The organism is Micromonospora sp. NPDC049004, assembly GCF_040649315.1.
Taxonomy (GTDB): domain Bacteria; phylum Actinomycetota; class Actinomycetes; order Mycobacteriales; family Micromonosporaceae; genus Micromonospora.
Window position 1 is genome coordinate 304,702 of sequence record NZ_JBEZFG010000008.1, and the last position, 26,365, is coordinate 331,066.

The window sequence follows — 26,365 nt, forward strand, 5'->3', positions numbered from 1 at the left end:
GCGATCGACAAGCGTGCGCGCCGGATCGACACGGGGTCGGCGATGTCGGGGTGTCCGGCCGGTCGGGATACCCCGATTTCGCTGATCTGGAGTCGATCTAGCCCTCAACGGGGCGGTGCGGGCGGTTCTGTCGTACCCGGTGGATAGCGTCGATGTGACCGACGGTGCTCGGGCGACGACGACAGGGCGTCGACCGCGCATCGCGAGCGATCAGGAGGCGTGATGCTCATCGACTGCGACGGGTGCGCGAAACGGGCCGACGGCTGTTCCGGCTGCCCGCTGACCGCCCTGTTCGACGAGACGTCCCCGGCGGCCGGGCTGGTCGCCGCCGAGGTCGAGGCGATCGAGGTGCTCGCCCGGGCCGGCTTCGACGTCGAGGTGCTGGCCGCGCCCGCGCGGCCCGACGCCGCCCCACGGCCGGGTGCCCCCGGGCGCCGGGTCCGCCGGGTGGCCTGACTTCCCGCACGACTGAGTTCCCGCACGACCACCCGCGCCGGCCCCCGACGGAGCGCGACACCGCGGGCGAAGCGGGCTTTTCGCGGGCCATAGGATGGGCGGTCACGGCGGGAGGAGCGGCGGGATGAGCGGGGTACGACGCGAGCGCGGCGGGCCCGTCGGTGCCACGCGCGCCGGCGCCGCACGGCAGGGGATGCCCCGGTGACCCCGCGCGGCTGGGCGCTGCTGACGCTGGCCGGGTTGACGGTGGCCCTGCTGGTGACCGCCGCGCTGTTCATACCCTGGCACCGGCCACCGGCGCCCCGCGCCGACCAGCTCGCCGCGCTGCGTGACCTCCCGGCGGAGCAGGTGGCCAAGGCGCGCGAATTCCATTCCGCGCTGCGCCCCGGCAGCTACGCCGCGCTGGCCGTCGGGCTGCTGATCGCCGTCGCGCTCGGTCTCACCCCGCTGGGCAGCCGCCTGGTCGAGCTGGTGGGCCGGCCGTTCGGCGGGCACTGGATCGCGCAGGCGGTGCTCGGCGGTCTCGCCGTGGTGCTGGTCGCCGACCTGCTCACCCTCCCGTTCTCCGCCTGGCGGCAGAGCGTGCTGACCCGCTACGGGCTGAGCACCAACGGGTGGAGCGGCTGGACCGTCGACCTGCTCAAGTCGTACGCGGTCAGCGCCGTGATCGGCGCGGTGGCGCTGTTCGGCTTCTACGCGGTCATCAGGTTCGCGCCGCGCTGGTGGTGGGCGTTCGGCGCGGCGGGCGCGGCCCTGCTGGTGGTGCTGCTCTCGTTCGTGCTGCCCGTGCTGGTGGAGCCGGTGTTCAACAAGTTCACCCCCATGGAGCAGGGTCCGCTGCGCACCGAGCTGATGAGCATGGCCGCCCGCGACGGGGTGCCGGTGCGCGACGTGCTGGTCGCCGACGCCTCGCGGCGCACCAGGGCGGTCAACGCGTACGTCTCCGGCCTCGGGCCGACCCGCCGGGTGGTCGTCTACGACACGCTGCTGAGCGAGGGCACGCCGGCCGAGGTGACCGCCGTGGTGGCGCACGAGTTGGGGCACGCGAAGGACTCCGACGTGACGGTGGGCACGCTGACCGGGGCGCTGGGCGCGGCCGCCGCAGTGGTCGCGCTGTACCTGCTCGGCTCGTGGGGGCTGCTGCTGCGGTTGGCAGGTGTCGACTCGGTGGCCGATCCACGCGCGTTTCCGCTGCTGATCGCCCTGGTCACGGTGGCCGGCCTGGTCGCCACACCGGTGCAGGCGCTGATGTCCCGGCGGGTGGAGGCGCGCGCCGACGCGCACGCGCTCGCGCTCACCGGCGACCCGGTGGCCTTCGAGTCGATGCAGCGCCGCCTCGGCTCGGTCAACCTCGGCGACCCCGATCCGCCGCGTTGGGAATACCTCTACTCGGCCTCGCATCCGTCCACCGTGGAGCGGATGGCCGCCGCCCGCGCGTACGCCCGGGAGGCCGGCCTGTGAGCCGCACGCTGCTGATCACCAACGACTTCCCGCCCCGTCCGGGTGGCATCCAGTCCTTCGTGCACAACCTCGCCGTGCGTCAGCCGGCCGGGTCGGTTGTCGTGTACGCGTCGAGCTGGCGCGGCGCCGCGAAGTTCGACGCCGACCAGCCGTTCGAGGTGATCCGCGAACGCACCCGGGTGCTCCTGCCCACCCCGCTGATCGCCCGCCGGGCGGCCCGCCTCGCCCGCACGTACGACTGCGACACGGTGTGGTTCGGCGCGGCGGCCCCGCTGGGGTTGCTCGCCGCCGGCCTGCGCCGCCGCGCGGGCGTACGCCGGGTGGTGGCGCAGACCCACGGCCACGAGGTCGGTTGGGCGGCGCTCCCGGCTGCCCGGCCGGCGCTGCGGCGCATCGGTCGGGGTGTCGACGTGACCACCTACCTCGGCGAGTACACCCGGGTCCGGCTGGCCCGCGTGCTGGACGGGGTGACCGACCTGCGCCGGTTGGCGCCCGGGGTGGACGTGGACACCTACCACCCGACGGTGGACGGCGAGCCGGTCCGGGCCCGGTTGGGGCTGACCGACCGGCCGGTGGTGGTGTGCGTGTCCCGGCTGGTGCCGCGCAAGGGTCAGGACATGCTGATCCGGGCGCTGCCGGAGATCCGCCGCCGGGTGCCCGACGCGGCGCTGCTGATCGTCGGCGGCGGTCCGTACCGGGCGACCCTGGAGAAGCTGGCCCGGCAGACGGGCGTCGAGCGGGACGTGGTGTTCACCGGTTCGGTGCCGTCGGCCGAGCTGCCGGCGCACTACGCGGCCGGCGACGTCTACGCGATGCCCTGCCGCACCCGCAACCGCGGCCTGGACGTCGAGGGGCTGGGCATCGTCTACCTGGAGGCGTCCGCGACGGGTCTGCCGGTGGTGGCGGGGGACTCCGGCGGCGCCCCGGACGCGGTCCGTGAGTCCGAGACGGGCTACGTGGTCCGCGGCCGCGACGTCGCCCAGCTCGCCGACCGGGTGGCCCGGCTGCTCGAAGACCGGGATCTGGCCCGCCAACTGGGCGCGGCCGGCCGGGCGTGGGTGGAGCGGGAGTGGCGCTGGGAGGCGCAGGCACAGCGGATGGCGGCTCTGCTCGCCGGCTGACCGCCGCTGGTGTTCAGGTGCGGGTCGGCCGGGGCGGGGCGTAGCGGGGCACGTACTCCTGGTCGGTGAGCCGTTGGATCGCGGCCATCACCTCGTCGGTGATCGTGCGGATGTCGCGGGGTCCGGTGATGCGCCCGGCGACCGGGATCGGCGGACCGAACCGCAGGGTGACCGGGTGTCGGCGGGGCAGCCGCGCGTCGACCGGCAGGACCTCGGCGGTGCCGAGCACGCCGACCGGGATGATCGGCACCTCGGCGTCGCGGGCGAGCCGGGTCATGCCGACCCGACCCCGGTAGAGCCGCCCGTCCGGGGACCTGGTGCCCTCGGGGTAGATGGCGACGAGACCACCGGCGCGCAGCACCGGCACTGCCGCGTCGAGGGCCGTGAGGGCGGCCCGGCCGCCGGCGCGCTCGACCCGGATGGCGCCCATGCCGGCGACGATCTGCCGACTGAGCCAACCGCTCGGGCCTCGGCCGGTGAAGTACTCGGCCTTGGCCCAGAAGGTGACATGGCGCGGCGTCAGGCAGCCGAGGAACACCTCGTCGGCGACGGACAGGTGGTTGCCGGCGAGGATGGCGCCTCCCTGGCGGGGCACATGCTCCAGCCCTTGGACGCGGGGCCGCCAGCCCAGCCGCAGGGTGGTGCCGACGGTCAGTTTGCCGATGTCGTACAGCAGGGGCACGTCTTCTCCCGGTTCAGTGCGGCGCGGGGCCGAGGTGCGCGTCGAGCGCGGCCCGCAGCAGGGTGTCGTCGTCGGTGACGCCGGTGGCCAGCGGCAGGCTGCCCCAGGCCCAGAGCTGGGCGATGCCGTGCAGGTTGGCCCAGAGCGCGCCGGCCAGCACCGGGGCGGGCGCGGCGGCCGGCTGGCGTGCCTGGGCGACCAGGTCGACCAGGAGGGTGAACAGCGGCAGGCTCGTCTCGCGCAGCCGCAGACGACCGCTGGCCAGCAGGTCGTGGCGGAACATCAGCTCGAACATGCCGTGGTGTGCCGCGGCGAAGTCCAGGTACGTCCGGGCCAGCGCGACCAGGCGGGTACGCGGATCCGGGCCGGCCGCGCGCAGCGTCTCCTCGACGCGGGCGGTGAGGTCGGCGAAGCCCTCCCGGGCGATGGCGGAGAGCAGGTCGACGTGGGTGGGGAAGTAGCGGCGCGGGGCGCCGTGCGAGACGCCCGCCCGACGGGCGATTTCCCGCAGTGACACCGCCGACTGGCCCTCGCGCAGCACGAGGTCCACCCCGGTGGCCACCAGTCGGGCGCGCAGGCCCGCCTCCCCCTCGTTCATAGACAGTGTCTACCAGGCGGGCGTAGACGCTGTCTACTGCCAGTGTGGGGGTTTCAGCGGATGCGGGCCAGGATGCGGTCGGCGGGGGCCGGCCGGCCGAAATGCCAGCCCTGGGCGGCGTCGCAGCCGATCGCCCGCAGCCGCTCGGCCTGCCCGGCGGTCTCCACCCCCTCGGCGGTCACCGTCAGGTCCAGCGCGTGCGCCAGCGACACCAGCGAGGCGAGGATCCGCTCGTCGGTACGCCCCACCGCCGGCGAGCGCAGACCGGCCACGAACTCCCCGGCCACCTTCAGTTCGGTGACCGGCAGGTCCCGCAGGTACGCCAGGTTGCTGTAGCCGGTGCCGAAGTCGTCGATGGCGATGCGGACGCCGAGATCGGCCAGCACCCGCAACGCGCGCACCGGCTCCTTGGCGCTGCTCATCATCGTGCTCTCGGTGATCTCCAGCTGAAGTCGCTCGGGCGGCAGACCGGTCTGGCGCAGCAGCGTGCGGACCTCCTGCACCAGGCCGGGCCGGTGCACCTGCCGTACGGCCAGGTTGACGCTCACGAACGGCGCCTCGACGCCGTCGGACGACCACGCCTCCGCCTCGCGGCACGCCTCGGCCAGCACCCACCCGCCCAGCTGCACGATCAGGCCGGTCTCCTCGGCGAGCGCGATGAAGCTGTCCGGCCGCAGGACACCCAGCTCCGGATGGCGCCAGCGGACCAGCGCCTCCACGCCGAGCAACCGGCCGTCGCGCAGCGAGGTCAGGGGTTGGTAGTCGAGGTAGAACTCGCCCCGCTCCAGCGCGGCCGGGATGGCCGCCGAGAGGGCGTAGCGGGCCAGCTCGCGGCGGTTGCGCTCGGCGTCGTAGAGCGCCCAGCGCGCCCCGCCGGCCGACTTCGCCCAGTGCAGCGTGCTGTCGGCGGCCCGCATCAGGTCGCTGGGCGTGGCCCCGGCCACCTGCCGCTCGACGATGCCGATGCTCGCCGTGACCTGGAGTTCGTGCCCGTCGACAACCGCCGGTGTGCGGACCGCGGCCAGGGCGCTCTCGGCCACCTCCACCACGGCGTCGGTGCCGCTGGCCCCCTCCACCAGGATGACGAACTCGTCGCCGCCGAGGCGGGCCACCAGGTGCTCACCGAGGGCCTCGCGCAGCCGCTCGGCCACAGTGGTCAGCAGCCGGTCGCCCACCTGGTGCCCCAGGCTGTCGTTGACGACCTTGAAGCGGTCCAGGTCGAGGAAGCACACCCCCATGCGCTGGGCGCCCCGGCCCGGCTCGTTGAGCGCGGCGGTGAGTCGTTCGGTGAACAGCGTCCGGTTGGGCAGGCCGGTGAGCGGGTCGTGGGTGGCCTGGTGGCGGAACCGGGCCTCGCTGGCCCGCAGCGCCCGTTCGGCCTGCGTCCGGGCCATCATGGCGGCCCGACGGATCGACTCCTGCTCGTCGAGCGTCCGGTCGCGCAGCGCCCGGGCGTAACCGGTCGCCACGGCGGCCAGCAGTCGCGCCATCCGGTCCTCGACGTCCTCGGCCACCAGTCCCAGGTCCCGCACGAGCCGGAGCTGGATGACCTCGACCGTACGCCCCAGCCCCTCCGCGGACGCGATGTGCGCGGCGACCAACTCGGCGCCGACCCGGTGCCCGGCGCGCAGGTCGAACGGCTCGGCGAGCAGCGCGCCGGCCAGCTGCCCGGTGAGCCGGTGCAGGAGGGCTTCGAGCTGGGCCTGGGTCATCGGCAGGTAGCTCGTCCCGGAGACCGCCTTGGCCCACGCGCGGGCGAAGGTGCCCGGACGGGTAACCTCCCCGGGCGACTCAGTCACCGAGTCGTCCGACGCCGCCCATGAAGACCGCGCGCTCGGCGTCCTCCGCGCTCTCCGGGGTGTCCGGTCGCCACTGCGGCACCCAGACGACGCCCGGGTCAACCAGCTCGAACCCGTCGAAGAGCGCGGTCAGCTCGGCCCGGTTACGAATCCAGAGCGGACTGTCGGTACGCCGGTAGACCCGCTCGGCCTCGGCGCGCTCGTCCTCGCTGCGCCCGTCGTCGCTGGCCTGCGACAGCACCAGGTAGCTGCCGGGCACCAACGCGTCGCGTAGCGTCGCCAGCAGCTCCGCCGGCCGGTCGTCGTCGGAGACGAAGTGCAGGACGGCCACGACCATCACGGCCACCGGCTGGCTCAGGTCGAGCAGCTTGCGGACGTCGGGGTGCGCCAGGATCCGGTCCGGGTGTCGCAGGTCCTCCTGGACGACCACCGCGCGGTCGTTGCCGGCCAGGATCTCCCGGCTGTGCGCCACCGCGACCGGATCGACGTCCACGTAGACCACCCGCGACTCCGGGTCGATGCGCTGGGCGATCTCGTGCACGTTGCCGACGGTGGGAATGCCCGAGCCGATGTCGAGGAACTGCCGGACGCCGGCCTCGGCGAGATGGTGGACCGCTCGGCGCAGGAACGCCCGGTTGGCCTGCGCCATCAGCGGCGCCTCCGGGACGGCGGCCACCATCGCCTGCGCGGCGGCCCGGTCGGCGGCGAAGTTGTGCGATCCGCCGAGGTAGTAGTCGTACATCCGCGCGACGCTCGGGCGCTCGATGTCGATGGTGTCGGGTGCCCAGTCCGGCCGCTGCATGCGCTCAACCCCTTGAGTCCGCGACGCGGGCGTCGTCGCCCGCGCGGGTATTCTGCCCCCGACGTACCCGCCAGACCATAGCGTGCCGCCAGATTCCCGCCGACGTCGGTCGATACGCGAAGGTCCGCGCCGGCAGAGAGCCGGCACGGACCTGCGATCGCGGTGTCCCGCTCGACGAGCGGGCGCCGGTCAGAACTTCGGGGCGTCCGGTGCTTCCAGCAGGCCGAGCCGCAGCGCGGTCATCAGCGCCTGTGCCCGGTTGGCGGCGCCGAGCTTCTCGTAGAGCTTCGAGATGTGCGTCTTGGCGGTGGACTCGCTCACGAACAGCTGCTTCGCGATGCCCGCCACGCTCATCCCGTCAGCGAGCAGCCGCAGCACCTGCCCCTCGCGGGGCGACAGCTGCGGGCCGGACGGGGCGAGCCGACGCTTCATCGCCTCGGCCAGGTCGGCGGCGGTGAACGCGCTGGGCGAGGACGCGGCGTGCCGCGCGGCGGCCACCACCTCGTCGGCCGGGGCGGTCTTCGGCACGAAGGCGCTCGCGCCGGCCTCCAGGGCACCGAAGAGCTGGTCGTCGCCCGCGTACATGGTCAGCACCACGATGCCCATCGACGAGCTGGACTTGCGCAGCGCGCGGGTGGCCTCCAGGCCGCTGCCGTCGGGCAGCCGCAGATCCATGATCACCACGTCCGGCTGCAGGGCGCCGGCCTGGCGTACCCCCTCAGCCGCGGTCGCGGCCTCGCCGACGACCTCGAACTGGCGGTCGCGCTCGAAGGCGTGCCGCAGGCCCTTGCGAATCAGGTCGTGATCGTCGACAAGGAGAACCTTGGTGCGGGTGGCCGGTGTCGGACTTGTGGTCATCCTCGGGTTACTCCCCTTCTGGTGCTGCGCTGTCGCGCACGTTGTCGCGCCGGGACGAGGAACCGAGAACCACCGCCACGGTCGTGCCGCTGGGTTGCCGCGGCCTGATCTCCAACCGGCCCCGGATACGTTCCGCCCTCTCGGCCATGATCGCAAGACCGTACCGTCCGTCGGGGCGCTGGTCAGCCATCCCCTGACCGTCATCCGACACTTCAATTTGAGCGTACGGGGGGTCCACCTCACACGTGACCCAGAGATTCGAGGCCCCGGCGTGCTTGCGGGCGTTGGTCACCGCCTCCTGGGCGATGCGCAGCAACTCGGCCTCGGTGGCCGCCGGCAGGCGCGCGGTGGACTCGTCCAGCGACAGGTGCACCCGCAGCCCACCCGAGGCGCCAACGGTCCGGGCGTACTCGGCGATCGCCGCGGCCAGGCCGCCCTGGCGGTCCACCTCGCTGCGCAGCTCGAAGAGGCTCAGCCGCAGCTCGGTGATCACCCGGGTCACCTCGCCGCGCAGCGTACGCAGCGCCTCGGCGGTCTCGTCCGCGTCGTCGAAGACGGTGGCCAGGGCGTTGTCGATGCCGTAGCCGACCATCACCAGCTCCTGCGCCACCCCGTCGTGGATCTCGCGGGCCAGCCGTTGGCGCTCCTCGTTGGTGGCCAGCGAGCGGACCTCGTCGAACAGCAGCGCCGCCTCCAGCCGCAGCGCGGCCGGCCGGGTCAGTGCGGTCACCCGGGACACCACCGGCGGCGGGTACGCCTGCGCGACGTCCGCCTCCAGCACCACCAGCCCCACCGTGCGCACCCCGGCGACCAGCGGGACGATCAGCGCCGACACGTCCCCGCCCCGGTGGGAGCGCGACTGTGAGCGGGCGGCCGTCGTGGCCTGCTGACTGGCCCAGGCGTCGGCGATCGCCGAGTCCGCGTCCAGGGTCGTCTCCCAGTCCACCCGGTCCACCCCGGCCTGCGCGAGCACCACGAGCCGGCCCCCACCGCTGGCCGACAGCACCGCGCCCCGGTCCGCCCGGGCCACCGTGCGCAGCTCCTCCAGCAGGTGCTCGGAGATGCCGCCCGGGTCCAGGGTCGCCCCCGGCAGTTGCCGGGCCACAGTCCGCAGCTGGGTCAGCAGGCGGGTCGCCTCGGCGTACGGCTGGGGCTTGCCGTCGGCGCGCACGGCCATCACCCGGTGCAGGGTGCCGGCGGCGTAGAGCCCCAGCGCGGCGAGGATCAGCCACTGCGCGCAGACCGCGAGATAGCCCACCTGGCCGAGCTGACGCCCGCCGTCGACCTGGGTCAACGCGCCGCTGACCAGCAGCGTGCCGGCGGTCACCGCGAGCAGCGCCGCGCCCTCGCGGAAGCGGCGGCGCAGGGCGGTGACGGTCACCGGCACCGCCAGGTAGGGCAGCACCGCGGAGGCGCCGAGCCCGTCGACGGTCCCCCCGATCGACGCGACAGCGGCGACCTGGCTCGCGGCCAGCCCCAGCACCACCACCTCGGCCACCCGGCTCAGCGGCCCGATCAGCCGGTGCTGCGGGGCGAGCAGGGAGGGCGCCCCGGCGACCGCCAGCAGCGCGATCCACCACAGCTGGGTGACGTCGCGGGTGGCGAACAGGGTCAGGATCGCGACCAGCGCCAGCATCACCAGGCGGGCGGCCGCGGCGAGGGGATGCGGATGCGGTGTGGCGGATGCGGATGCGGGCACGTGACGGATGGTAGTCAGCCTCGGTAGATGTCGGCGATCTCCGCCGCGTACGTCTTGTGGACGACCTGTCGTTTGACCTTGAGCGACGGGGTCAGCTCACCCGTCGCCTCGGTGAAGTCGCGGGGCAGGATCCGGAAGACCTTGATCGCCTCGGCCTTCGACACGGACTGGTTCGCGGTGTCGATCGCGGACTGGACCTCGGCGCGCAGGCCCTCGTGCTCGCGCAGCTTCTCGACCGGAGTGTCCGGGGGCAGGCCGGCGCTCGCGAGGAACGTCGGCAACGCCTCCTCGTCGAGGGTGACCAGCGCGGCGATGAACGGCTTCGCATCGCCGACCACGACGCACTGGCTGATCAACGGGTGGGCGCGGACCTGGTCCTCCAGCACGGCGGGGGCGACGTTCTTGCCGCCCGCGGTCACGATCAGCTCCTTCTTGCGGCCGGTGATGCTCAGGTAGCCGTCGGCGTCGAGTTGGCCCAGGTCGCCGGTGCGGAACCAGCCGTCGGCGCTGAGCGCTTCGGCGGTCGCCGCCTCGTTGTGCCAGTAGCCCTGGAAGATCAGGTCGCCGGAGATCAGGATCTCGCCGTCGTCCTCGATCCGGATGGTCACGCCGGGCAGCGGTCGGCCGACGGTGCCGATCCGGGTGCCGGTGGGCAGGTTCGCTGCGGCGGCGGGCGAGGTCTCGGTCAGCCCGTACCCCTCCAGGATCGTCACGCCGACGCCGCGGAAGAAGTGACCGAGCCGGGCCCCCAGCGGTGCGCCGCCGGAGATGGCGTCGCGGCACCGCCCGCCGAGCGCGGCGCGCAGCTTGCGGTAGACGAGCCGGTCGAAGACCGCGTGCTGGGCGCGCAGCGCCAGGCCCGGTCCGCGCGGGGTCTCCAGAGCCTCGCTGTACGCGATGGCGACCTGCTCGGCGCGGGCGAAGACGCCGCCCTTGCCGTCGGCCTCGGCCTTCTGCTTGGCCGCGTTGTAGACCTTCTCGAACACCCGTGGCACCGACAGCACGAAGGTGGGGCGGAACTCCTGCAACTCGCCGACCAGGTTCTTGGTGTCGGCGCAGTGCGCCAGGGTGGCCCGGGCCTGCACCACGCCGATCTGGATGAGCCGGGCGAACGCGTGCGCCAGCGGCAGGAAGAGCAGGGTGGCCGCGCCGGCGTTGAACAGGTTCGGCAGCACCGGCACCGCGTTGGCGATGTCGGCGTACATGTTGCGGTGGGTGAGCACGCAACCCTTGGGGCGGCCGGTGGTGCCGCTGGTGTAGATGATCGTGGCCAGGTCGTTGGCGCGGACGGCCTTGCGGCGCCGCTCGACCTCGGCCAGCTCGACTGCGGCACCGGCGGTGACCAGCTCGTCGACCCCGCCGCGGTCGATCTGCCAGAGGTGGACCAGCTCGGGCAGGCGGTCGCGGACGCTGGCGACCAGGTCGGCGTGCGCGTCGGTCTCCACCACTGCGGCGACCGCGCCGGAGTCGGCCAGGATCCAGGCGGCCTGCTCGGCGCTGGAGGTCTCGTAGATCGGCACGGTGACCGCGCCGACCGTCCAGATGGCGTAATCGAGCAGCGTCCACTCGTAACGGGTGCGGCTCATCAGCGCGACCCGGGCGCCCGGGGCGACACCGGCGGCGATCAGGCCCCGGGCCACCGCCGCCACCTCGTCGCGGAACGCCAGGCAGGTCACCTCGGCCCAGGTCGTGCCGCTGCCGTCGGCCGAGCGCGTGGCGCGGGCGAACTGGACGGTGTCCGGCGCGGCCTCGGCGTTGTCCCAGACCGGATCGGTGAGGTTGGCCGCGTCGCCAACGGTGACGATCGGCGGAACGGAGAACTCGCGCACCTGCACTCCTTCGTGCTCGCACTGGCCGGGCCGCTGCCCATCCACGGTCTTCGGCTCTGTCGAAACCTACCCGGCGGGGGCGGCGCGGCGTACGGGCGGTACCCGCCGGGTAGCCTCCCCCCATGGCGGACTCCTCCACCCAGTCGATCATCATCGGCGCGTCACCGGACCTGGTGGCGGCGGTCATCTGCGACTTCCCGAGCTACCCGGAGTGGACCGAGGCGGTGCGCCACGCCGAGGTGATCGAGGAGTACGAGGACGGCTACGCCAGCCAGGTGCGCTTCGCGATCGACGCCGGCGTGATGGCCGACGAGTACGTGCTCGCCTACGAGTACGCCGAGGACCTGTCCCACATCGAATGGCACCTGCTGGCCCCCTCGAAGATGCAGAAGAGCCAGCGCGGCTCGTACGACCTGGTGGCGAACCCGGACGGGAGCACCACCGTGACGTACACGCTCGAGGTCGAGCTGTCGGTGGGGATGCTCGGCATGTTTCGGCGCAAGGCCGAGAAAATGATCATGGACACCGCGTTGAAGCAGCTCAAGCGCCGGGTAGAAGCACTCGGTGCGGCGCAGTGACGCGTCCGGCGGCAGGGTAGAGGAGCCGAGGGTGGGCGGAACGGATCCGGGTTCGGCCCGGGAAGAGGCGGAGCGTCTGGTCGCCACGGTGCTCGCGGGGGCGCGACTGGCCTCCGCCGGGTCGGCGGGCGGCGCGTTCGGCCCGCTGGGCGGGATGCTGGCCGGTGTCCTCGGTCACAGTGCCGCTCCGGGCGGCGGCACCCAGGGCGGTGGGGGTTTCGCCACCGGTTCGGCCGAATGCTGCGTCTGCCCGGTCTGTCGCGGCATCGCCGCGTTACGTGATCCGAGTCCGGAATTCGCCGAACGCCTTGCCACCGGCGCCGGAGACCTCGCGGCCGGCGTGGCCAGCCTGCTCCGGGCGTTCGCACCGCCGGAGCCGTCCCCGACGACCGCACCGCAGCCGTCCGCCCCGTCGCGGCAGACGCCCGCCGCGAGCAGCGGCGACGAGGCCCCGCCCTCCGCCCCGGCCGACCGGTCCGCCGACACCGACGACGAGCACGTGTGGCGCGATGCCACCCGCAGCGGGCATGATTCTCAGCCGGCGCCGGAGCGGGATGTCTGGTCGGTCGCCACCCGGACGGCGGACCCACTCGCCCCGGCCGCCGCAGCACCCGTCGACGACGCCGGGTCGGTGGCCGCACCGGCGCCGACCAGCCGACCCGCGGTGCCCGCGTCGCGGGCGTCCGACGACACCGGCGCGGACGCGCCGGGCGGCGGCGCCTGAGCGCGGGACATCGCGATCCGGACCGGCGCGTCATCGGCGCGCGGACCGGACAGCACAGCAGAGGGGAGCGGCAGCGGTGACGCTGACCATCGGAGTCGACGTCGGTGGCACGAAGGTGGCCGGCGGTGTCGTGGACGACACCGGCACGGTTCTCGTGCAGAGCCGACGGGACACTCCCGCCGATGACGTCGGCAAGACCCGCGACGTCATCATCGAGCTGGTCGGCGAGCTGGCTGCCGGGCGGACGATCGAGGCCGTCGGTATCGGCGCGGCCGGCTGGATCGACGCCACCCGCTCGACAGTGCTCTTCGCCCCGAACCTCGCCTGGCGGGACGAGCCGCTGCGCGAGTACGTCAGCACCGCCGTCGGCCTGCCGGTGATCGTGGAGAACGACGCCAACGTGGCCGCCTGGGCCGAGTTCCGCTACGGCGCGGCCCGGGACGCCGACGACTCCATGATCATGTTCACGATCGGCACCGGCGTCGGCGGCGGCATCGTGCTCGGCGGCGAGCTGATGCGCGGCGCGCACGGCGTCGCCGCGGAGCTGGGCCACATGCTGGCCGTGCCGGACGGGCACCAGTGCGGCTGCGGGCGGCTGGGCTGCATCGAGCAGTACGCCAGCGGCAGCGCCCTGGTCCGCTTCGCCCGCGCGGGCGCGCGACAGGAACCCCAGCGGGCCGCGGCCCTGCTGGACCTGGCCGGCGGCGAGGCCGAGGCGATCACCGGCCACATGGTGACCGCCGCCGCGCAGGGCGGCGACCCGGTCTCCGCCGAGGCGTTCGCGCAGATCGGCCGGTGGCTGGGCACCAGCCTCGCCGACATGGCACAGATCCTCGACCCGCAGACCCTTGTCGTCGGCGGCGGCGTGATCGACGCCGGTGACCTGCTGCTCGGCCCGACGCGCCGCTCGTACCTCGACGCGCTCGCCCAGCGGGGCCGCCTGCCGGTGGCCGAGGTGCTCCCCGCCCAGCTGGGCAACAGCGCCGGGGTGATCGGCGCGGCCGACCTGGCCCGCCGGATCTGAGGGGGCCGGCGATGGGTGAGGCTGCCGGCGTACCGCTGCGCGTGGTGTCGTACAACATCCACAGCCAGCGCGACGACACGGCCGCGCTCGCGGCGGTGGTCCGGGCCGCGAGGCCGGACGTCGTGATCGTGCAGGAGGGGCCGCGCCGGTTCCGGTGGCGGCAGAAGTCCGCCACCCTGGCCGAGTCGTTCGGCCTGGTGGTGGCCGCCGGGGGCCTGCCCGCCCTGGGCAACCTGCTGCTGACCAGCCTGCGGGTGCAGGTGCGCGACACCCGTTGCCAGCGCTTCCCGCTGACCCCGGGCCGACACCTGCGCGGCGCCGCGTACGCCGACTGCCGGGTCGGCGACGCCCGGTTCACCCTCGCCGGGTCGCACCTGTCCACCGACCCGACCGAGCGGCCCGCGCAGGCCGCCGAGTTCCGGCGAGGGCTGGACGCGGCGAGCAGCCCGGTGGTGGCCGGAGCCGACCTGAACGAGGGCCCGGACGGGCCGGCGTGGGCCACCGTGGCGCGTGGCCTGACCGACGCGGCGATCGCCGCCGACCGCGCGGAGCGGCTCACCTACTCGTGCGCCGACCCGCGCCGCCGCATCGACGCGCTCTTCGTCGATCCCCGGATCAGCGTTGTCGACTACGACGTGGTGGACACCCCGCAGACCCGCCGGGCCAGCGACCACTTCCCGGTCCTCGTCGACCTGCTGCTACCCACCGCCGGCTGACCCCCCCGTCCGGTATCCGTCGATCGGTCCGCTCCGGGGCTGGACATCCGGCTCCGATGTGGAGAGGATTTCGCGGCGACCGGCACCCGTGCCGCACAAAAGGAGATGTCCCGGTGTCCACCTCCACCGACCACGGCCGGCCCGACCCGGATGCGACCCAGTCCGCGCAGAGCCCCGACGGCCGTCCGCTCTCCGACCGGGGCGACACGGTCTGCGTCATCGGGGCCGGGGCCAGCGGCCTGACGGCCATCAAGAACCTGCGCGAGCACGGGTTCGGGGTGGACTGCTACGAACGGGAGACCGGCGTCGGCGGCGCCTGGAACTGGCGACACGACCGCAGCCCGGTGTACGCGAGCACCCACCTGCTGTCGTCGAAGCCGTTCACCCAGTTCCCCGACTTCCCGATGCCGGACTCGTGGCCGGACTACCCGCACCACAGCCAGCTCCTGGCGTACTTCGAGCGGTACGCCGACCACTTCGACCTGCGCTCGCACGTCTGGTTCGGCACCGAGGTGGTCCGGGTGGAGCCCGCCGAGGGGGACCGCTGGGACGTGACCACCCGCTCCACCGGCGGGTACGGCCCGGAGCGCACCTCCCGGTACGCCGCCGTGGTCATCGCCAACGGGCACAACTGGTCGCCGAAACTGCCCCGCTACGAGGGCCTCGAAGAGTTCCGCGGCGAGATCATGCACGCGTCGTCCTACAAGGACCCGGCGCAGCTGCGCGGCAAGCGGGTGCTGGTGGTCGGCGCCGGCAACACCGGCTGCGACATCGCCGTCGAGGCCGCCCAGCAGGCGTCGCGGTGCTGGCACTCCACCCGGCGCGGCTACTGGTACGCCCCGAAGTACGTCCTCGGGCGGCCCGCCGACCAGGTCAACGACGCCCTGCTGGCGCTGCGCGTGCCGCTGCGGGTCCGCCAGTGGCTCTACCACTGGACGCTGCGCCTGACCGTCGGCGACCTGACGCGCTTCGGCCTGCCCAAGCCCGACCACCGGGTGTACGAGACGCACCCGATCGCCAACAGCCAGCTCGTCTACTACGTGGGCCACGGCGGGATCGCCCCGGTGCCGGACCTGGCCCGTTTCCGCTCGTACGCCGTGGAGCTGGCCGACGGCCGCGAGATCGACCCGGACCTGGTCATCTTCGCCACCGGCTACCTGCCCCGGTTCGAGTTCCTCGACGCGTCGGTGTTCGGCGACAGCGCCGGCACGGGCCGGCCCACGCTCTGGCTCAACGCCTTCACGCCGGGGCACCCGACGCTGGCGGTCGCCGGCCTCGTGCAACCGGACTCCGGGATGTTCACCCTGGCGCACTGGCAGACGGTGCTCTTCGCCCGGCTGTTGCAGGCCCGCCGGGACCGGCCCGAGCGGGCCGCGGCGTTCGCGCAGCGGGTGCGCGACCGGGCCGGGGAGCGTTACTCGGGGCAGGTCAAGGACAGCAGCCGGCACTGGTTCGAGGTCGGGCACGCCGACTACCTGCGCGCCGTCCAGCGCGCCCTGCACGACCTGGAGGCCAAGTGAGCGCGAGGAGTGAGCTTGCGAGCCCCGCAGTCGCGAACGGAAGGCAGGATCAGTGACCGAGCTGCGGATCATGCGGGGTCGAGAGTGGTCCCGGCCGGTCCGGCCGGCGCGACGCGAGGTGCTCAGCGCCGTTCCCGAGGTGGAGCAGGGGCGGCCTCCGCTGCTCTTCGTTCCCGGCTTCGGGCACGGCGCGTGGGCGTTCGCCGAGCACTGGCTGGGTCACGCCGCGTCGCGGGGCTTTCCGGCGTACGCGCTGAGCCTGCGGGGGCACGGCGCCAGCGAGCCGGCGCCGGAGGCGACGCTGCGCGCGTACGCCCACGATGTGGTCCAGGTGGCCGCGAGCCTGCCGCGCCAGGCGGTGCTGGTGGGGCACGGCGCCGGGGCGCTCGTGGTGGCGCACGCGTTGGCGCGTTACCCGGCGCGCGGTGCGGTGCTGGTGGCGCCGGTCTTCGGCGGCTGGGGGGTGCTCTCCGCGGCGGTGCGCCGCAACCCGGCCGGGACGTTGCCGGCGGTGTTCGGCGGGCCGTTGCGGCTCAGCCGCACGCAGTTGTTCAGCCGCGAGTTGGCCGACGAGGAGGCCCGGCGGTACGTGGCGCGGCTGGGTCGGGCGGGCCGGCGGGCGCAGTGGGCGCTGCTGGGCGAGCCGGAGGCCGAGCCGGCGGTGGGTTCGCCGCCGGTCCTGGTGCTGGGCAGCCCGGACGACCGGGTGGTGCCGGCGTCGACGTTGACGCGGATCGCCCGCCGGTACGGTTCGGCGCCGTTGCTCTTTCCCGGCATGGGGCACGACCTGATGCTCGACGCGCGCTGGGCCGAGCCGATCGACGCGATCCTGGACTGGCTGGAGAAGGAGCCCGCCGCCCGCTGAGTGGTCGCGCCGGTCAGCCGCCGGTGTGCTGCGCGGCGGAGGTGGCCCGGGTCGCCGGGCGCGGCACGAGGGGGGCGCCGTCGCCGCTGGTGAGGCGGCCGACCAGGGCGCCGCGCTCGTCCAGCGCGCTCAGGTAGGAGCGCGCCCAGGCCCGGATGTCGTGCTGGTGCAGGTGGGCGCGCATGGCCCGCATCCGTTCGGTGACGTCGGCGGGACTGGCCCGCAGCGCCGTGCGCAGCGCCTGCTTGAGCCCTTCCAGGTCGTGCGGGTTCACCAGGTACGCCTGCGACAGTTCGGCGGCCGTGCCGGCGAACTCGCTGAGCAGCAGCGCGCCCGTGTCGTCCACCCGGGCGGCGACGTACTCCTTGGCGACCAGGTTCATCCCGTCGCGCAGCGGGGTCACCGCCATCACGTCGGCGACCCGGTAGAGCGCGGCCAGCTCGGCCCGGTCGAAGGGCTGGGTGAGGTAGTGGATGGCGGGCTCACCGACGCGGCCGAACTCGCCGTTGATCCGGCCCACCTCGCGCTCGATGCGTTCGCGCAGGATCTGGTACTGCCCGACGCGTTCCCGGCTCGGCATGGCGACCTGCACCAGCACCGTGTCGCGGACCTTGACGTCGCCGCTGGCGAGCAGCTCGCTGTACGCCTTGAGGCGCTGCTCGATGCCCTTGGTGTAGTCCATCCGGTCGACGCTGAGGATGACCTGGCGGGGATCGCCGAGGTCCTGGCGGAGGCGGCGGGCCCGCGCGGCGACGTCGGGGCGGGCGGCGAGGGCGGCCATCTCGGCCGTGTCGATGGAGACGGGGAAGGCGCCGATGCGCACGACCCGGTCGTCGATGCCGATCCGGCGGTCGGTGGCGGGCAGCTCCAGCACCCGGGTGACCAGTTGGGCGAAGTTGTGCGCCGCCTGGGCGCGCTGGAAGCCGACCAGGTCGGCGCCGAGCATGCCGCGCAGCAGTTCGGCCCGACGGGGCAACTGCATGAACAGCTCCGGCGGCGGGAACGGCACGTGCAGGAAGAAGCCGATGCGCAGGTCGGGGCGCAGCGCGCGCAGCTGCCCGGGAACCAGCTGGAGGTGGTAATCCTGCACCCAGACCACGCCGCCCGGCTCGGCCACCTCGGCGGTCGCCTCGGCGAAGCGCTGGTTGACCCGCTGGTACGCCTCCCACCAGCGGCGGTGGTGCTCGGGTTGCTCGACGGCGTCGTGGTAGAGCGGCCAGAGGGTGGCGTTGGAGAAGCCCTCGTAGTGGTCGCGCAGATCTTCGTGGCTGAGGGCGACGGTGTGCATGTGGACGCCGTCCACGTCCGGCAGGGCGGGCGCGGCCCCGGTGCCCCCGGCCCAGCCGACCCAGGTCGCCGGGGTGTGCCGGAGCAGGGGGTGCAGCGCGCTGACCAGCCCACCGGGACTGCGGCGCCACTCGCAGGCGCCGTCGGGCGCCTGGCTGTCGTCGATGGGGAGGCGGTTGGCCACCACCACGAGGGAACTCTGTCGCATCTCGGGCATTCCGATCAGCAGAGGACTGACCGCCACGAGGAAGGGAAAACCGGTCAGTCAGCGGGGGAAGTGACGTACAGCGGTATTCCTACTGACAGTAAGTTACACCATTGTTACGCCCCGGGCGGGGGGCGTCGTCGTCCCGCCATGCGGTAGACGGCGCGCAGGTCAGACGACGGCGCCGTTGTCCGGGTCGTCGTCGTCCTCGTCGCCGGGGCGCAGCCGCCAGATCAGCGTGACGAAGCCGGCCAGGATGCCGGTGAACCCGAACAGGGTGACCGCCGAGCGGTCCACCGGGAGCAGCGACGGGAAGAGGAAGAGCACGAACCCGACGACCACCGCGAGCGCGCCGACCACCGCGTACTTGGAGATCCGGGGCAGTGGCGGGGGTGGCGGCGGGTGGTAACCCTCGTCCTCGTCGTCGTCGGGCAGATCGGCGCCGAAGGTGTCCAGACCGTCCAGCAGCGAGGGCTCGTCACCGCGGGTGCCCCGGCCGACCGAGATCCCGGAGAAGTCGGTGGCCGACGGCAGCCGGCGGACGTCGGTGGCTGTCGGCCCGGCCTCGTCGACGCCGGAGCGGGCGAGCGGACCGGCCGTCGACTCGTCCCGGGTTTCCCGGTCGTCGCGCTCGTCCACGTCCTCCGCTGCCGGCCAGGGGCGCTCGTCGGCGGTCGAGGTGGTGTGGAAGCCGGCCACGATCCGGGCCCACTCGGCGTCGATGTCCGGTTCGTCGCGGGCCGGCGGCTGCTCCGGGGTGCTCTCGTCGGCGAGCTGGGTGAGGTAGTCGCGGGCCGTGGTCAGGTGCGAGCGGTCGACGTAGAGCCGGTCGACCGGGCGGGCCGGAACCGTCGTGGTGCGGGTGACGGGGTTGAGGTCGGCGGAGGGTTGCAGGTAAGCGGCGATCCCACCGGCCGCCAGGACGTCGAGCAGGTGCTCGCCGACGCGCGGATCGACGTCGCCGACGACGGCGTACTCGCTCGCGTCGAGCCCGTTGTCCCGCCGTCCCCGGCGGGCACCACCCGCTGACACCCGGCAATCCTCCTCAACGCGCCCTCGGCGCGGCCGCCCCTGCCCCCTCGGCGTCCGTCCGCACGCCGTGCTCTGAATCGTGACACGTCGGAGGCCGGTTCCGGGAGTGCGTTGTGTCGCGTCTTGGAAAGTCAGGGGCACTGCCGCAGGTCGCGGCGGTGGCTCTTTGTCCGTTCTTGCGCGACACGTGCGATCTCGGTGATCGTCGGCGACCGGGTGTTTCGACCCGCCCACACCGTGCCGACGATCGAAAAAATGAGAGACGTCGACGTCCGTTGTGGTGCGAGCGCGGGCTTCGTAGGCTCGTCGGCGACGGCGGCGCTCCCGGCATGGTGCTGTCGCGGGCACACCACGGGAAAGGACGCCGGTGCTCTACTGGCTGTTGAAGTACGTTCTCCTCGGTCCGCTGCTCAAGCTGATCTTCCGCCCGCAGGTGGAGGGCCTGCACCACGTGCCGGCGACCGGGCCGGTGATCCTGGCCAGCAACCACCTCTCCTTCTCCGACTCGATCTTCACCCCGTTGATCATTTCGCGGAAGGTCACCTTCGTGGCCAAGGCCGAGTACTTCACCGGCAAGGGGATCAAGGGCTGGCTGACGAAGATGTTCTTCGTCGGCACCGGCACCATCCCGGTGGACCGCTCCGGCGGCCAGGCCGCCCGCGCCGCCCTGGACACCCAGCTGCGGGTGCTGCGCGCCGGGGGAGTGGCCGGCATCTACCCCGAGGGCACCCGCTCCCCGGACGGGCGGCTCTACCGGGGAAAGACCGGGGTCGCGCGGCTCGCGCTGGAGAGCGGCGCGGTGGTGGTGCCCGTGGCGATGCTCAACGCCGACCAGATCCAGCCGCCCGGCACGCTCATTCCCCGGATCGACCGGGTGCGGATCCGCTTCGGCGCCCCGCTGGACTTCTCCCGCTACGCGGGGCTGGCCGGCGACCGGTTCGTCGAGCGCGCGGTCACCGACGAGATCATGTACGAGCTGATGGAGCTCTCCGGCCGCGAGTACGTCGACATCTACGCGCAGAAGCTCAAGCCGGTGCCCGCCTGAGTCGTCTCAGCAGGCCACCGCCGGCCCCGTCGGGCTGATCGGCCGGCCGGCCAGCGCCAGCAGGCCCGGGGCGTCGTTGCGCAGCGCGAAGGTGCGGACCTCGGCGCGCGGCACCCGGGCGCCCGCCGGGTCGCCGGCGCGGGTCAGCTCCGCCGCCGCGAGCGCCAGCGCCAGCACCCGGTCGCTGACGTCCGGAATCCGCCCGTACGTCTCGGCGGCGGCCAGGTGCAGCTCGGCCGCCCGCCGGTGGTCGCCGTCGGCCGCCGCCACCGCCGCCGTCACCGTCCGCAGCGCCGCCTCCGACCACGGCGTGCGATGTCCGACCCGGTCCAGCATCGCCCGGACCCGCACGGAGGTGTCCCGGCCGGCCAGAGCGGCGGCGTACGCGGCGGCGGCGATCCACTCCCCGCTGGCCAGCGCCGGCACCGCCGACCAGGACCGGTCCAGCTCGTCGATCAGCTCCGCCGCCTCGGCGTCGCGGCCCTGCAACGCCCGGCACAGCGCCGCCATGCTCAGCATCGTCCACCGCAGGCGGTGAAAGCCGCTGCGCCGCGCGGTGGACAGCGCGTCGGCCAGGTCGGCCGGGTCCTCGTCGTCGCGGAGCACCAGCAGACAGCAGCGCAAACCCCGCACCTGCATGTCCCAGCTGCCCGTCGGCGTGTCCACGAACGCCTCCGCGGCGGCGAGCAACCGGCCGAAGTCACCCTCGAACCACGCCCGCATCGCCTCGGCCGAATAGCTCGTGGTCAGCGTCTGGCCGCTGGCCGTACGCGCCGGCGCGGCCGAGAGCAGGGCGTTCGAGCGCAGCCAGTCACCCTCCTCGCGGATCGCCCAGGCCAGGTTCTGGGTGGCCCGGGGCAGCGCGAGCAGCTGACCGGCGCGGGCGAACTCGACGATCGCGTGCAGCTCGTCCAGGCCGACCCGGTCACCGGCCTGGTAGCGGGCGGTGGCCGCGGTGATCCGCGCGTTGGTGCGCGCCTCGGTCAGGCCCAGCCGCTCCGCGATCTCCGCCGCGGTGTCCGCCGCCGACACGGCCGGGTCGCGCTCGTAGTTGAGCATGTGCAGGCGGCCCAGCTCGGCGTACGCGTCGGCCTTCTGCGGGCTGTCCGGCAACGGCTCGAACAGCTGGACCGCGCGGTCCAGGCAGGCCAGCGCGTCACCCCGGTCCGCGCGCAACCAGGCCGCCTGACCGAGCAGCGTCCACGCCCGTGCGGCACACGCGTCGTCGCCGTGCGCCGACAGCCGGTCCGCCAGCGCGTGCACCTGCTCCGGTCCGCCGCCGGACAGGAACGCGTTGCCGTCGCGGTAGAACGAGATCTCCGTACTGAGCAGCTCCAGCTGGAGCCGGCCCACCGGGTCGCTGTCGTCGGCCAGGCCCAACGCCCGGCCCGCGTGGCTCGCCGCCGCGTCCAGCCCGTGCAGGGCGTACGCCCGCCGGGCCGCCCGGTGCAGCGCCTGCCGCGCCGGCCCCGCGTACCGGCGGACCTGCATGCCGAGCGAGCGGGCGATCTCGTGGGCCGCCCAGCGGTGGTGGGCGAGCACCTCCGCCAGGTCGGTGTCGCGGCTGTGCGACAGCGCGTCGAGCCAGTCCGCGGCCCGCTCGTGCCGCGCCACCCGCTCGGTGCGCGGCAGCCGCTGGTAGCAGACGTCGCGCACCAGCACGTGCCGGAACCGGAACTCCGCCTGCCCCGCCATCGTCGACGCGGCCTGCTCGTGCACGAAGTCGCGCTGCTCCAGCCGGCGCAGCGCGCGCTCCACCGACTCGACCGGCTGCCCCAGCGCGGCGGCCACCGCACCCGGCCAGAACTGCACCCCCACCACCGAGGCCGCCAGCAGCACCGCGCGGTCCTTGGCGTCCAGCAGGTCCACCCGGTTGGCGATCACCGCGTGCACGCTCTCCGGCATGGTCAGTTCGAGCTGCTTGTCCAGCGACCAGCCCCGCCCGGACTGCCGCAGCGCGCCCTGTTCGATGAGCATCCGGACGTACTCGTGGGCGTAGAGCGGGTTGCCGCCGGCCACCTCGATGAGCGGGGTCAGCATGTCGGCGGAGAACGCCGCCTGGCCGAACAGGTGCGCGTACAGGGCGGCGATGCCGGTGTCGCGCAGCGGAGGCAGGGTGATGGTCACCGAGCCGGTGATGGTCCCGGCCCAGCTCGGGTCCCGGTCGACCAGTTCCGGGCGGGCGGTGCAGAGCAGCAGCAGCGGCGCCTCGCGGGCCGCCGCCCCGAGCAGTTCCACGAAGCGCAGCATCGCGTCGTCGGCCCAGTGCAGGTCCTCGAAGACCAGCACGGTGGGGCGGCGGGCGGCCAACGCCAGCAGGAACCGCCGCCACGCGGACTCGGCCTCCTCCGCCGGCAGCGGCGTGCCGGGCAGCCCGACCAGCGGGCGCAGGGCGTCCACCACCCGGTCGCGCTCGCCCGGGCCGATCAGCTCGCCCACGGCGGCGGCCAGCCGCTGCGCCGCGCTGGCGGCCGGGTCGGTGTCCAGGATGCCGGCCTCGGTCTTGACGATGTCGGCCAGCGCGGCGAACGTGACGTTCTCGCCGAACGGCGGGCAGCGCCCCGTCCGCCATGTCAGCGGCTCGTCGACCAGCCGGCCCGTGTGCCGGTACAGCTCGCGCAGCAGCCGGCTCTTACCGATGCCGGCCCGGCCGAAGATCGTCACCACCTGCGGCAGCCGGTCGCGCAGCGACCGGTGCAGGGCGTTGACCAGCATGCCCAGCTCGTGCTCGCGGTCGACCAGCGGCGTGGTGTCCGGCTCTCGATCGGTCGGCAGGCGGCGCAGTGGGGACAATGCGAGCCACACCTCGGTCGGCGACGACCGGCCGCGCAGGGTGACCGGGGGCTGCTCCTCGTAGCGGATCGTGTCCCTGGTCAGCGCGTGCGTGGTGCCGCACACCAGCACCCCGCCCGGTGGCGCGACCGACTGCATCCGGGAGGCGGTGTTCACCACGTCGCCGGCCACGATCGCCTGCCCGCCGTCCCGGGCGGCGGCCACGTCGACGAGGGCCTCCCCGGTGGCCACCCCCACCCGGAACCGCATCTCGGTGCTACCCGTCGGCGCGAACCGGGTGAGCACCCGTTGCAGCTCCAGCCCGGCCCGGACGCAGCGCAGCGCGTCGGTCTCGGTGGCGATCGGGGCGCCGAACAGCGCCATCACCGCGTCGCCGATGTACTTCTCCACCACCCCGCCGTACTGGCCGACGACCCGGCGGGCCGCGGAGAAGAAGCCGGTCTGCATGCCGCGGACCTGCTCCGGGTCGGCCCGCTCGACGTACGGGGTGAAGTCGATGAGGTCGACGAAGAGCACGCTCACCCGGCGGCGGTCCTCCTGCGGGGCGACGGCGGCCGGCCGGTCCGCGCCCGGCCGGGGCGAACCGCACGAGGTGCAGAACGTGACGTCCGAGGCGAGGGGGCGCAGGCAGTGCGGGCACACGGCACCGAGCTCGGCACCGCAGCCACCGCAGAAGCGGTCGCCGTCGGCGGCCGTGCGTCCACAGCGCCCACACTGCGCGGCGATGACACACCCTCCATGGCGATCCGGGCCGACGCCCCCCGTCGTCCCGTCACAGGGAGTATCACCGCCCACGCGGCTGTCAGGTACCGGCCTGTTGGTTTGTGGACAGTCCACCGTGGGTCCGGCGGACTACATTCAGTCCGCCACATCTTCGATCAGCGACCAGAGGGGGACAGGTCAATGGTGTACGTCAAGCTGGAGAGCGACTGGACCGACGGCAACGGGGTCAGCCACTCCGCGGGCGAGTCGGTCGACGTCGACGCCGCCACGCTCGCCACGCTCCAGGCCGAGGGCATCGTCAGCGAGCAGTCGAACGGCCCGGGCGGCGACAGCAAGGGCCCGAACAAGTGGGCCGGCCCGGGCAGCCCCGGCGTCTGAACCGCGCGTCGGTGACGCGACGACACGGCCGGGCCGCCCACGGGTGACCCGGCCGTGTCGTGTCGTGGTGCGCTGCCCGTCGGTGCGGCTCAGCGGTCGGTTACGCCGACGCTGCGGTGCGGCTCAGCGGTCGTTCGCGGCGCGCTCAGCGGTCGTTCATGCCGGCGCGGCGGCGCAGCGCGGCCACGTCGGTGACGACGATCCGGCGGCCCTCGGTCCGCAGCCAGCCCCGGCTGGCGAAGGAGCCGATCGCCTGGTTGACGCTCTGGCGGGAACCGCCGGCCATCTCGGCGAGCTGGCTCTGGTTGAGCTCGATCGTGATCATCGGGGCCTGGCTCTCGCCGGCCAGCCGGACCAGTGTCTTGGCGACCCGGCCGGGCAGGTCGAGGAAGACGTGGTCGGCGTTCTGCTCGGTGAGCCGACGGATCAGGCCGCCCAGCGAGCGCATCACCGCGTCCAGGATGCGCGGGTTGGAGTGCACGAGTTCCATGAACGCGCCCCGGGACAGGGCGAGCGCCGCGCAGTCCTCGATGGCCTCGGCCGACGCGGACCGGGTGGAGGCGTCGAGCAGGGAGACCTCGCCGAGCACGTCCGGAGGACGGATCACCGACAGCACCGCCCGCTCGCCGGTCGGCGCCGTGCGGAAGACGGCCACCGCGCCGCGGCGCAGCACGATCAGCGACTCGCCCGGGTCGTTCTCCACGAAGAGCAACTGACCCTTGCGGTAGGTGCGCGGAACAGCGGCCGCGATGACGCGCTGGCGCACCTCGGGCTCCAGCCCGGCGAACATCTCGACACCCGTGAGCGCGTCACCCGGCTCCGGCAGGCGCATCTCCACGGCCCAACCCCTCCCCGGTCATGGACCACACAATCGCTCACCGGGTGAACCTGATGGCCCTGACAAGGTGAACTGACACCGATTCGGCATCCGGTAGCGGTACACATCAGATCATGACGGTCCAGTCGCTTGCTGTACACCCCTCGAAGCACTTCCGTGACCGTCGCGAGCTGCGGCGTACTCCCTGCACCGGCCCCCGCCGGCCGCTGCCGGCCGGCGGTGGGCGAGGATGGCCGGAATGGTCTACCGCTACTTCTACGACTGCGAGTTCATCGAGGACGGCCGGATCGTCGACCTCGTGTCGATAGGTGTCGTCGACGAGTACGGCCGCGAGTTCTACGCGGTCTCCACCGAGTTCGACGACTCCCGTGCCGTGCCCTGGGTCCGACGCAACGTGCTGGACCGGCTGCCGTCTCCGGCGGACCGGGCCTGGCGTTCCCGGGAGCGCATCCGTGACGACCTGTACGACTTCCTCATGGAGCCGGTCCGGGACCGGCCGGGGGAGCAGCTGGAGCTGTGGGCCTGGTACGCGGCGTACGACCATGTGGTCCTCGCCCAGCTCTGGGGGGCGATGCCGGCGCTGCCCCGGGAGATCCCCCGGTTCACCAAGGACCTGCGCCAGCTCTGGGACGACCGGGGCCGGCCGACCCTGCCGGACGCGGACGCGGCCCGGCACGACGCCCTGGTCGACGCCCGGCACAACCTGGCCCGCTGGCGGGCGATGACGGCACGCTGAGCGGTCGTCGTACCTTTGTAGGTTTGACCGGTTCTGTCCCGGGCAACGGTTCGACCAGTCGAGCCGAGGGAGACTGCCATGAGCAACGATCCGACCAGCATCGCCGAGGCCCGGACGCGGGTCACCGAGCTGGTCCGCGCCGCACGGATCTGCATGCTCACCACTATCGCACTGGACGGGCGCCAGGTGAGCAGGCCGATGGGGCTGCAGGAGGCCGAGTTCGACGGCGACCTGTGGTTCTTCGCCTACGCCGACTCCGCCAAGGTGCGTCAGATCCGGGTCAACCCGGAGGTCAACGTCGCCTTCTCGGACCAGAAGCACAACGCCTGGGTGTCGGTCTCGGGCACCGCCAACGAGGGTTTCGACGCCGAGCGCGCCCAGCGGCTGTGGAACCCGGTGCTCAAGGTCTGGTTCCCGGACGGGCTGGACACGCCCGGCCTGACCCTGATCAAGGTGCACGCCAGCTCCGCCGAGTACTGGGACTCGCCGAGCAGCACCGTGGTCAATCTGCTCGGGTTCGCGAAGGCCGCCGTCACCGGCCAGCCGCCGGAGGCCGGCGAGAACCGCGAGGTGACGTACTGACCCGCCGCCCCCGG

Annotated in this window: 23 protein-coding genes and 1 pseudogene; 13 read left to right on the forward strand and 11 right to left on the reverse strand. The window is 73.6% G+C overall.

Annotated features, from left to right (window positions below):
- Positions 1–222: 222 nt before the first annotated feature.
- The 3 genes from AB0B97_RS24520 to AB0B97_RS24530 all read left to right on the forward strand — a co-directional run bounded on the left by AB0B97_RS24520 (position 223) and on the right by AB0B97_RS24530 (position 3,038).
- Complete coding sequence (locus tag AB0B97_RS24520; RefSeq protein ID WP_234586958.1) at positions 223–456, forward strand: hypothetical protein; 234 nt, start codon at positions 223–225, stop codon at positions 454–456.
- A gap of 201 nt (positions 457–657) precedes the next feature.
- The gene (locus tag AB0B97_RS24525; RefSeq protein ID WP_357496716.1) at positions 658–1,917 is read left to right on the forward strand and encodes a M48 family metallopeptidase; all 1,260 of its coding nucleotides are present in this window, start codon (positions 658–660) and stop codon (positions 1,915–1,917) included.
- A complete protein-coding gene (locus AB0B97_RS24530; RefSeq protein ID WP_357496718.1) occupies positions 1,914–3,038 on the forward strand; it encodes a glycosyltransferase family 4 protein in 1,125 nt (374 codons plus the stop codon). The genes AB0B97_RS24525 and AB0B97_RS24530 overlap by 4 nt, the downstream gene beginning before the upstream one ends.
- 13 nt (positions 3,039–3,051) lie before the next feature.
- On the opposite strand, the gene AB0B97_RS24535 is transcribed toward AB0B97_RS24530, so the two are convergent.
- The 7 genes from AB0B97_RS24535 to AB0B97_RS24565 all read right to left on the reverse strand — a co-directional run bounded on the left by AB0B97_RS24535 (position 3,052) and on the right by AB0B97_RS24565 (position 11,305).
- On the reverse strand, positions 3,052–3,720 hold the full coding sequence (locus AB0B97_RS24535) for a lysophospholipid acyltransferase family protein (protein ID WP_357496720.1): 669 nt from the start codon (positions 3,718–3,720) through the stop codon (positions 3,052–3,054).
- Between the two features lie 13 nt (positions 3,721–3,733).
- Complete coding sequence (locus AB0B97_RS24540; RefSeq protein ID WP_357496722.1) at positions 3,734–4,318, reverse strand: TetR/AcrR family transcriptional regulator; 585 nt, start codon at positions 4,316–4,318, stop codon at positions 3,734–3,736.
- Positions 4,319–4,371: 53 nt separating this feature from the next.
- Positions 4,372–6,030, reverse strand: coding sequence for an EAL domain-containing protein (locus AB0B97_RS24545; protein ID WP_234587024.1), 1,659 nt, complete (start codon positions 6,028–6,030; stop codon positions 4,372–4,374).
- Between the two features lie 79 nt (positions 6,031–6,109).
- A complete protein-coding gene (locus tag AB0B97_RS24550; RefSeq protein WP_357496724.1) occupies positions 6,110–6,919 on the reverse strand; it encodes an SAM-dependent methyltransferase in 810 nt (269 codons plus the stop codon).
- Positions 6,920–7,108: 189 nt separating this feature from the next.
- Positions 7,109–7,777, reverse strand: coding sequence for a response regulator transcription factor (locus tag AB0B97_RS24555; protein WP_200209675.1), 669 nt, complete (start codon positions 7,775–7,777; stop codon positions 7,109–7,111).
- A 7-nt stretch (positions 7,778–7,784) separates the two neighbouring features.
- Positions 7,785–9,476 (reverse strand): GAF domain-containing sensor histidine kinase, encoded by a 1,692-nt coding sequence (locus AB0B97_RS24560; protein WP_357496726.1) that lies wholly within the window; start codon positions 9,474–9,476, stop codon positions 7,785–7,787.
- A gap of 14 nt (positions 9,477–9,490) precedes the next feature.
- Positions 9,491–11,305, reverse strand: a complete 1,815-nt coding sequence (locus AB0B97_RS24565) for a long-chain fatty acid--CoA ligase (protein ID WP_357496728.1) — start codon at positions 11,303–11,305, stop codon at positions 9,491–9,493.
- 122 nt (positions 11,306–11,427) lie between these two features.
- Here AB0B97_RS24565 and AB0B97_RS24570 point away from each other — a divergent pair, with 122 nt between their 5' ends.
- From AB0B97_RS24570 to AB0B97_RS24595, 6 genes are all read left to right on the forward strand, one after another.
- Complete coding sequence (locus AB0B97_RS24570; protein WP_357496730.1) at positions 11,428–11,883, forward strand: SRPBCC family protein; 456 nt, start codon at positions 11,428–11,430, stop codon at positions 11,881–11,883.
- A 31-nt stretch (positions 11,884–11,914) separates the two neighbouring features.
- Positions 11,915–12,607, forward strand: a complete 693-nt coding sequence (locus tag AB0B97_RS24575) for a hypothetical protein (RefSeq protein WP_357496732.1) — start codon at positions 11,915–11,917, stop codon at positions 12,605–12,607.
- A 76-nt stretch (positions 12,608–12,683) separates the two neighbouring features.
- The gene (locus AB0B97_RS24580; protein WP_234586935.1) at positions 12,684–13,631 is read left to right on the forward strand and encodes an ROK family glucokinase; all 948 of its coding nucleotides are present in this window, start codon (positions 12,684–12,686) and stop codon (positions 13,629–13,631) included.
- An 11-nt stretch (positions 13,632–13,642) separates the two neighbouring features.
- Positions 13,643–14,347 (forward strand): endonuclease/exonuclease/phosphatase family protein, encoded by a 705-nt coding sequence (locus tag AB0B97_RS24585; RefSeq protein WP_234586932.1) that lies wholly within the window; start codon positions 13,643–13,645, stop codon positions 14,345–14,347.
- A gap of 113 nt (positions 14,348–14,460) precedes the next feature.
- Positions 14,461–15,867: an NAD(P)-binding domain-containing protein gene (locus tag AB0B97_RS24590; RefSeq protein ID WP_234586930.1), complete on the forward strand. Its 1,407-nt coding sequence runs from the start codon at positions 14,461–14,463 to the stop codon at positions 15,865–15,867.
- A 70-nt stretch (positions 15,868–15,937) separates the two neighbouring features.
- A complete protein-coding gene (locus tag AB0B97_RS24595; RefSeq protein ID WP_357496812.1) occupies positions 15,938–16,732 on the forward strand; it encodes an alpha/beta fold hydrolase in 795 nt (264 codons plus the stop codon).
- Positions 16,733–16,745: 13 nt separating this feature from the next.
- On the opposite strand, the gene AB0B97_RS24600 is transcribed toward AB0B97_RS24595, so the two are convergent.
- Positions 16,746–18,227: a trehalose-6-phosphate synthase gene (locus AB0B97_RS24600; RefSeq protein WP_234587022.1), complete on the reverse strand. Its 1,482-nt coding sequence runs from the start codon at positions 18,225–18,227 to the stop codon at positions 16,746–16,748.
- Positions 18,228–18,395: 168 nt separating this feature from the next.
- On the reverse strand, positions 18,396–19,256 hold the full coding sequence (locus AB0B97_RS24605; protein ID WP_234586926.1) for a DUF308 domain-containing protein: 861 nt from the start codon (positions 19,254–19,256) through the stop codon (positions 18,396–18,398).
- A gap of 367 nt (positions 19,257–19,623) precedes the next feature.
- Here AB0B97_RS24605 and AB0B97_RS24610 point away from each other — a divergent pair, with 367 nt between their 5' ends.
- The gene (locus AB0B97_RS24610) at positions 19,624–20,301 is read left to right on the forward strand and encodes a lysophospholipid acyltransferase family protein (RefSeq protein ID WP_357496736.1); all 678 of its coding nucleotides are present in this window, start codon (positions 19,624–19,626) and stop codon (positions 20,299–20,301) included.
- A gap of 6 nt (positions 20,302–20,307) precedes the next feature.
- On the opposite strand, the gene AB0B97_RS24615 is transcribed toward AB0B97_RS24610, so the two are convergent.
- Entirely contained in the window at positions 20,308–23,931 is a 3,624-nt protein-coding gene (locus AB0B97_RS24615; RefSeq protein WP_357496738.1) for an adenylate/guanylate cyclase domain-containing protein, read from the reverse strand.
- Between the two features lie 66 nt (positions 23,932–23,997).
- Between AB0B97_RS24615 and AB0B97_RS24620 the strand changes: the two genes are divergently transcribed.
- Positions 23,998–24,195: a hypothetical protein gene (locus tag AB0B97_RS24620; RefSeq protein WP_357496740.1), complete on the forward strand. Its 198-nt coding sequence runs from the start codon at positions 23,998–24,000 to the stop codon at positions 24,193–24,195.
- A gap of 145 nt (positions 24,196–24,340) precedes the next feature.
- Here the strand turns inward: AB0B97_RS24620 and AB0B97_RS24625 are convergent, their stop codons facing one another.
- Positions 24,341–25,033 carry a Crp/Fnr family transcriptional regulator gene (locus AB0B97_RS24625; RefSeq protein WP_007463121.1) on the reverse strand — a complete coding sequence of 231 codons (693 nt, stop codon included), beginning with the start codon at positions 25,031–25,033 and terminating at the stop codon, positions 24,341–24,343.
- A 238-nt stretch (positions 25,034–25,271) separates the two neighbouring features.
- Here AB0B97_RS24625 and AB0B97_RS24630 point away from each other — a divergent pair.
- A pseudogene (locus AB0B97_RS24630) lies at positions 25,272–25,777 on the forward strand (polyadenylate-specific 3'-exoribonuclease AS); the annotation flags it as partial.
- 70 nt (positions 25,778–25,847) lie between these two features.
- A complete protein-coding gene (locus AB0B97_RS24635; RefSeq protein ID WP_357496742.1) occupies positions 25,848–26,351 on the forward strand; it encodes a pyridoxamine 5'-phosphate oxidase family protein in 504 nt (167 codons plus the stop codon).
- Positions 26,352–26,365 lie beyond the last annotated feature (14 nt).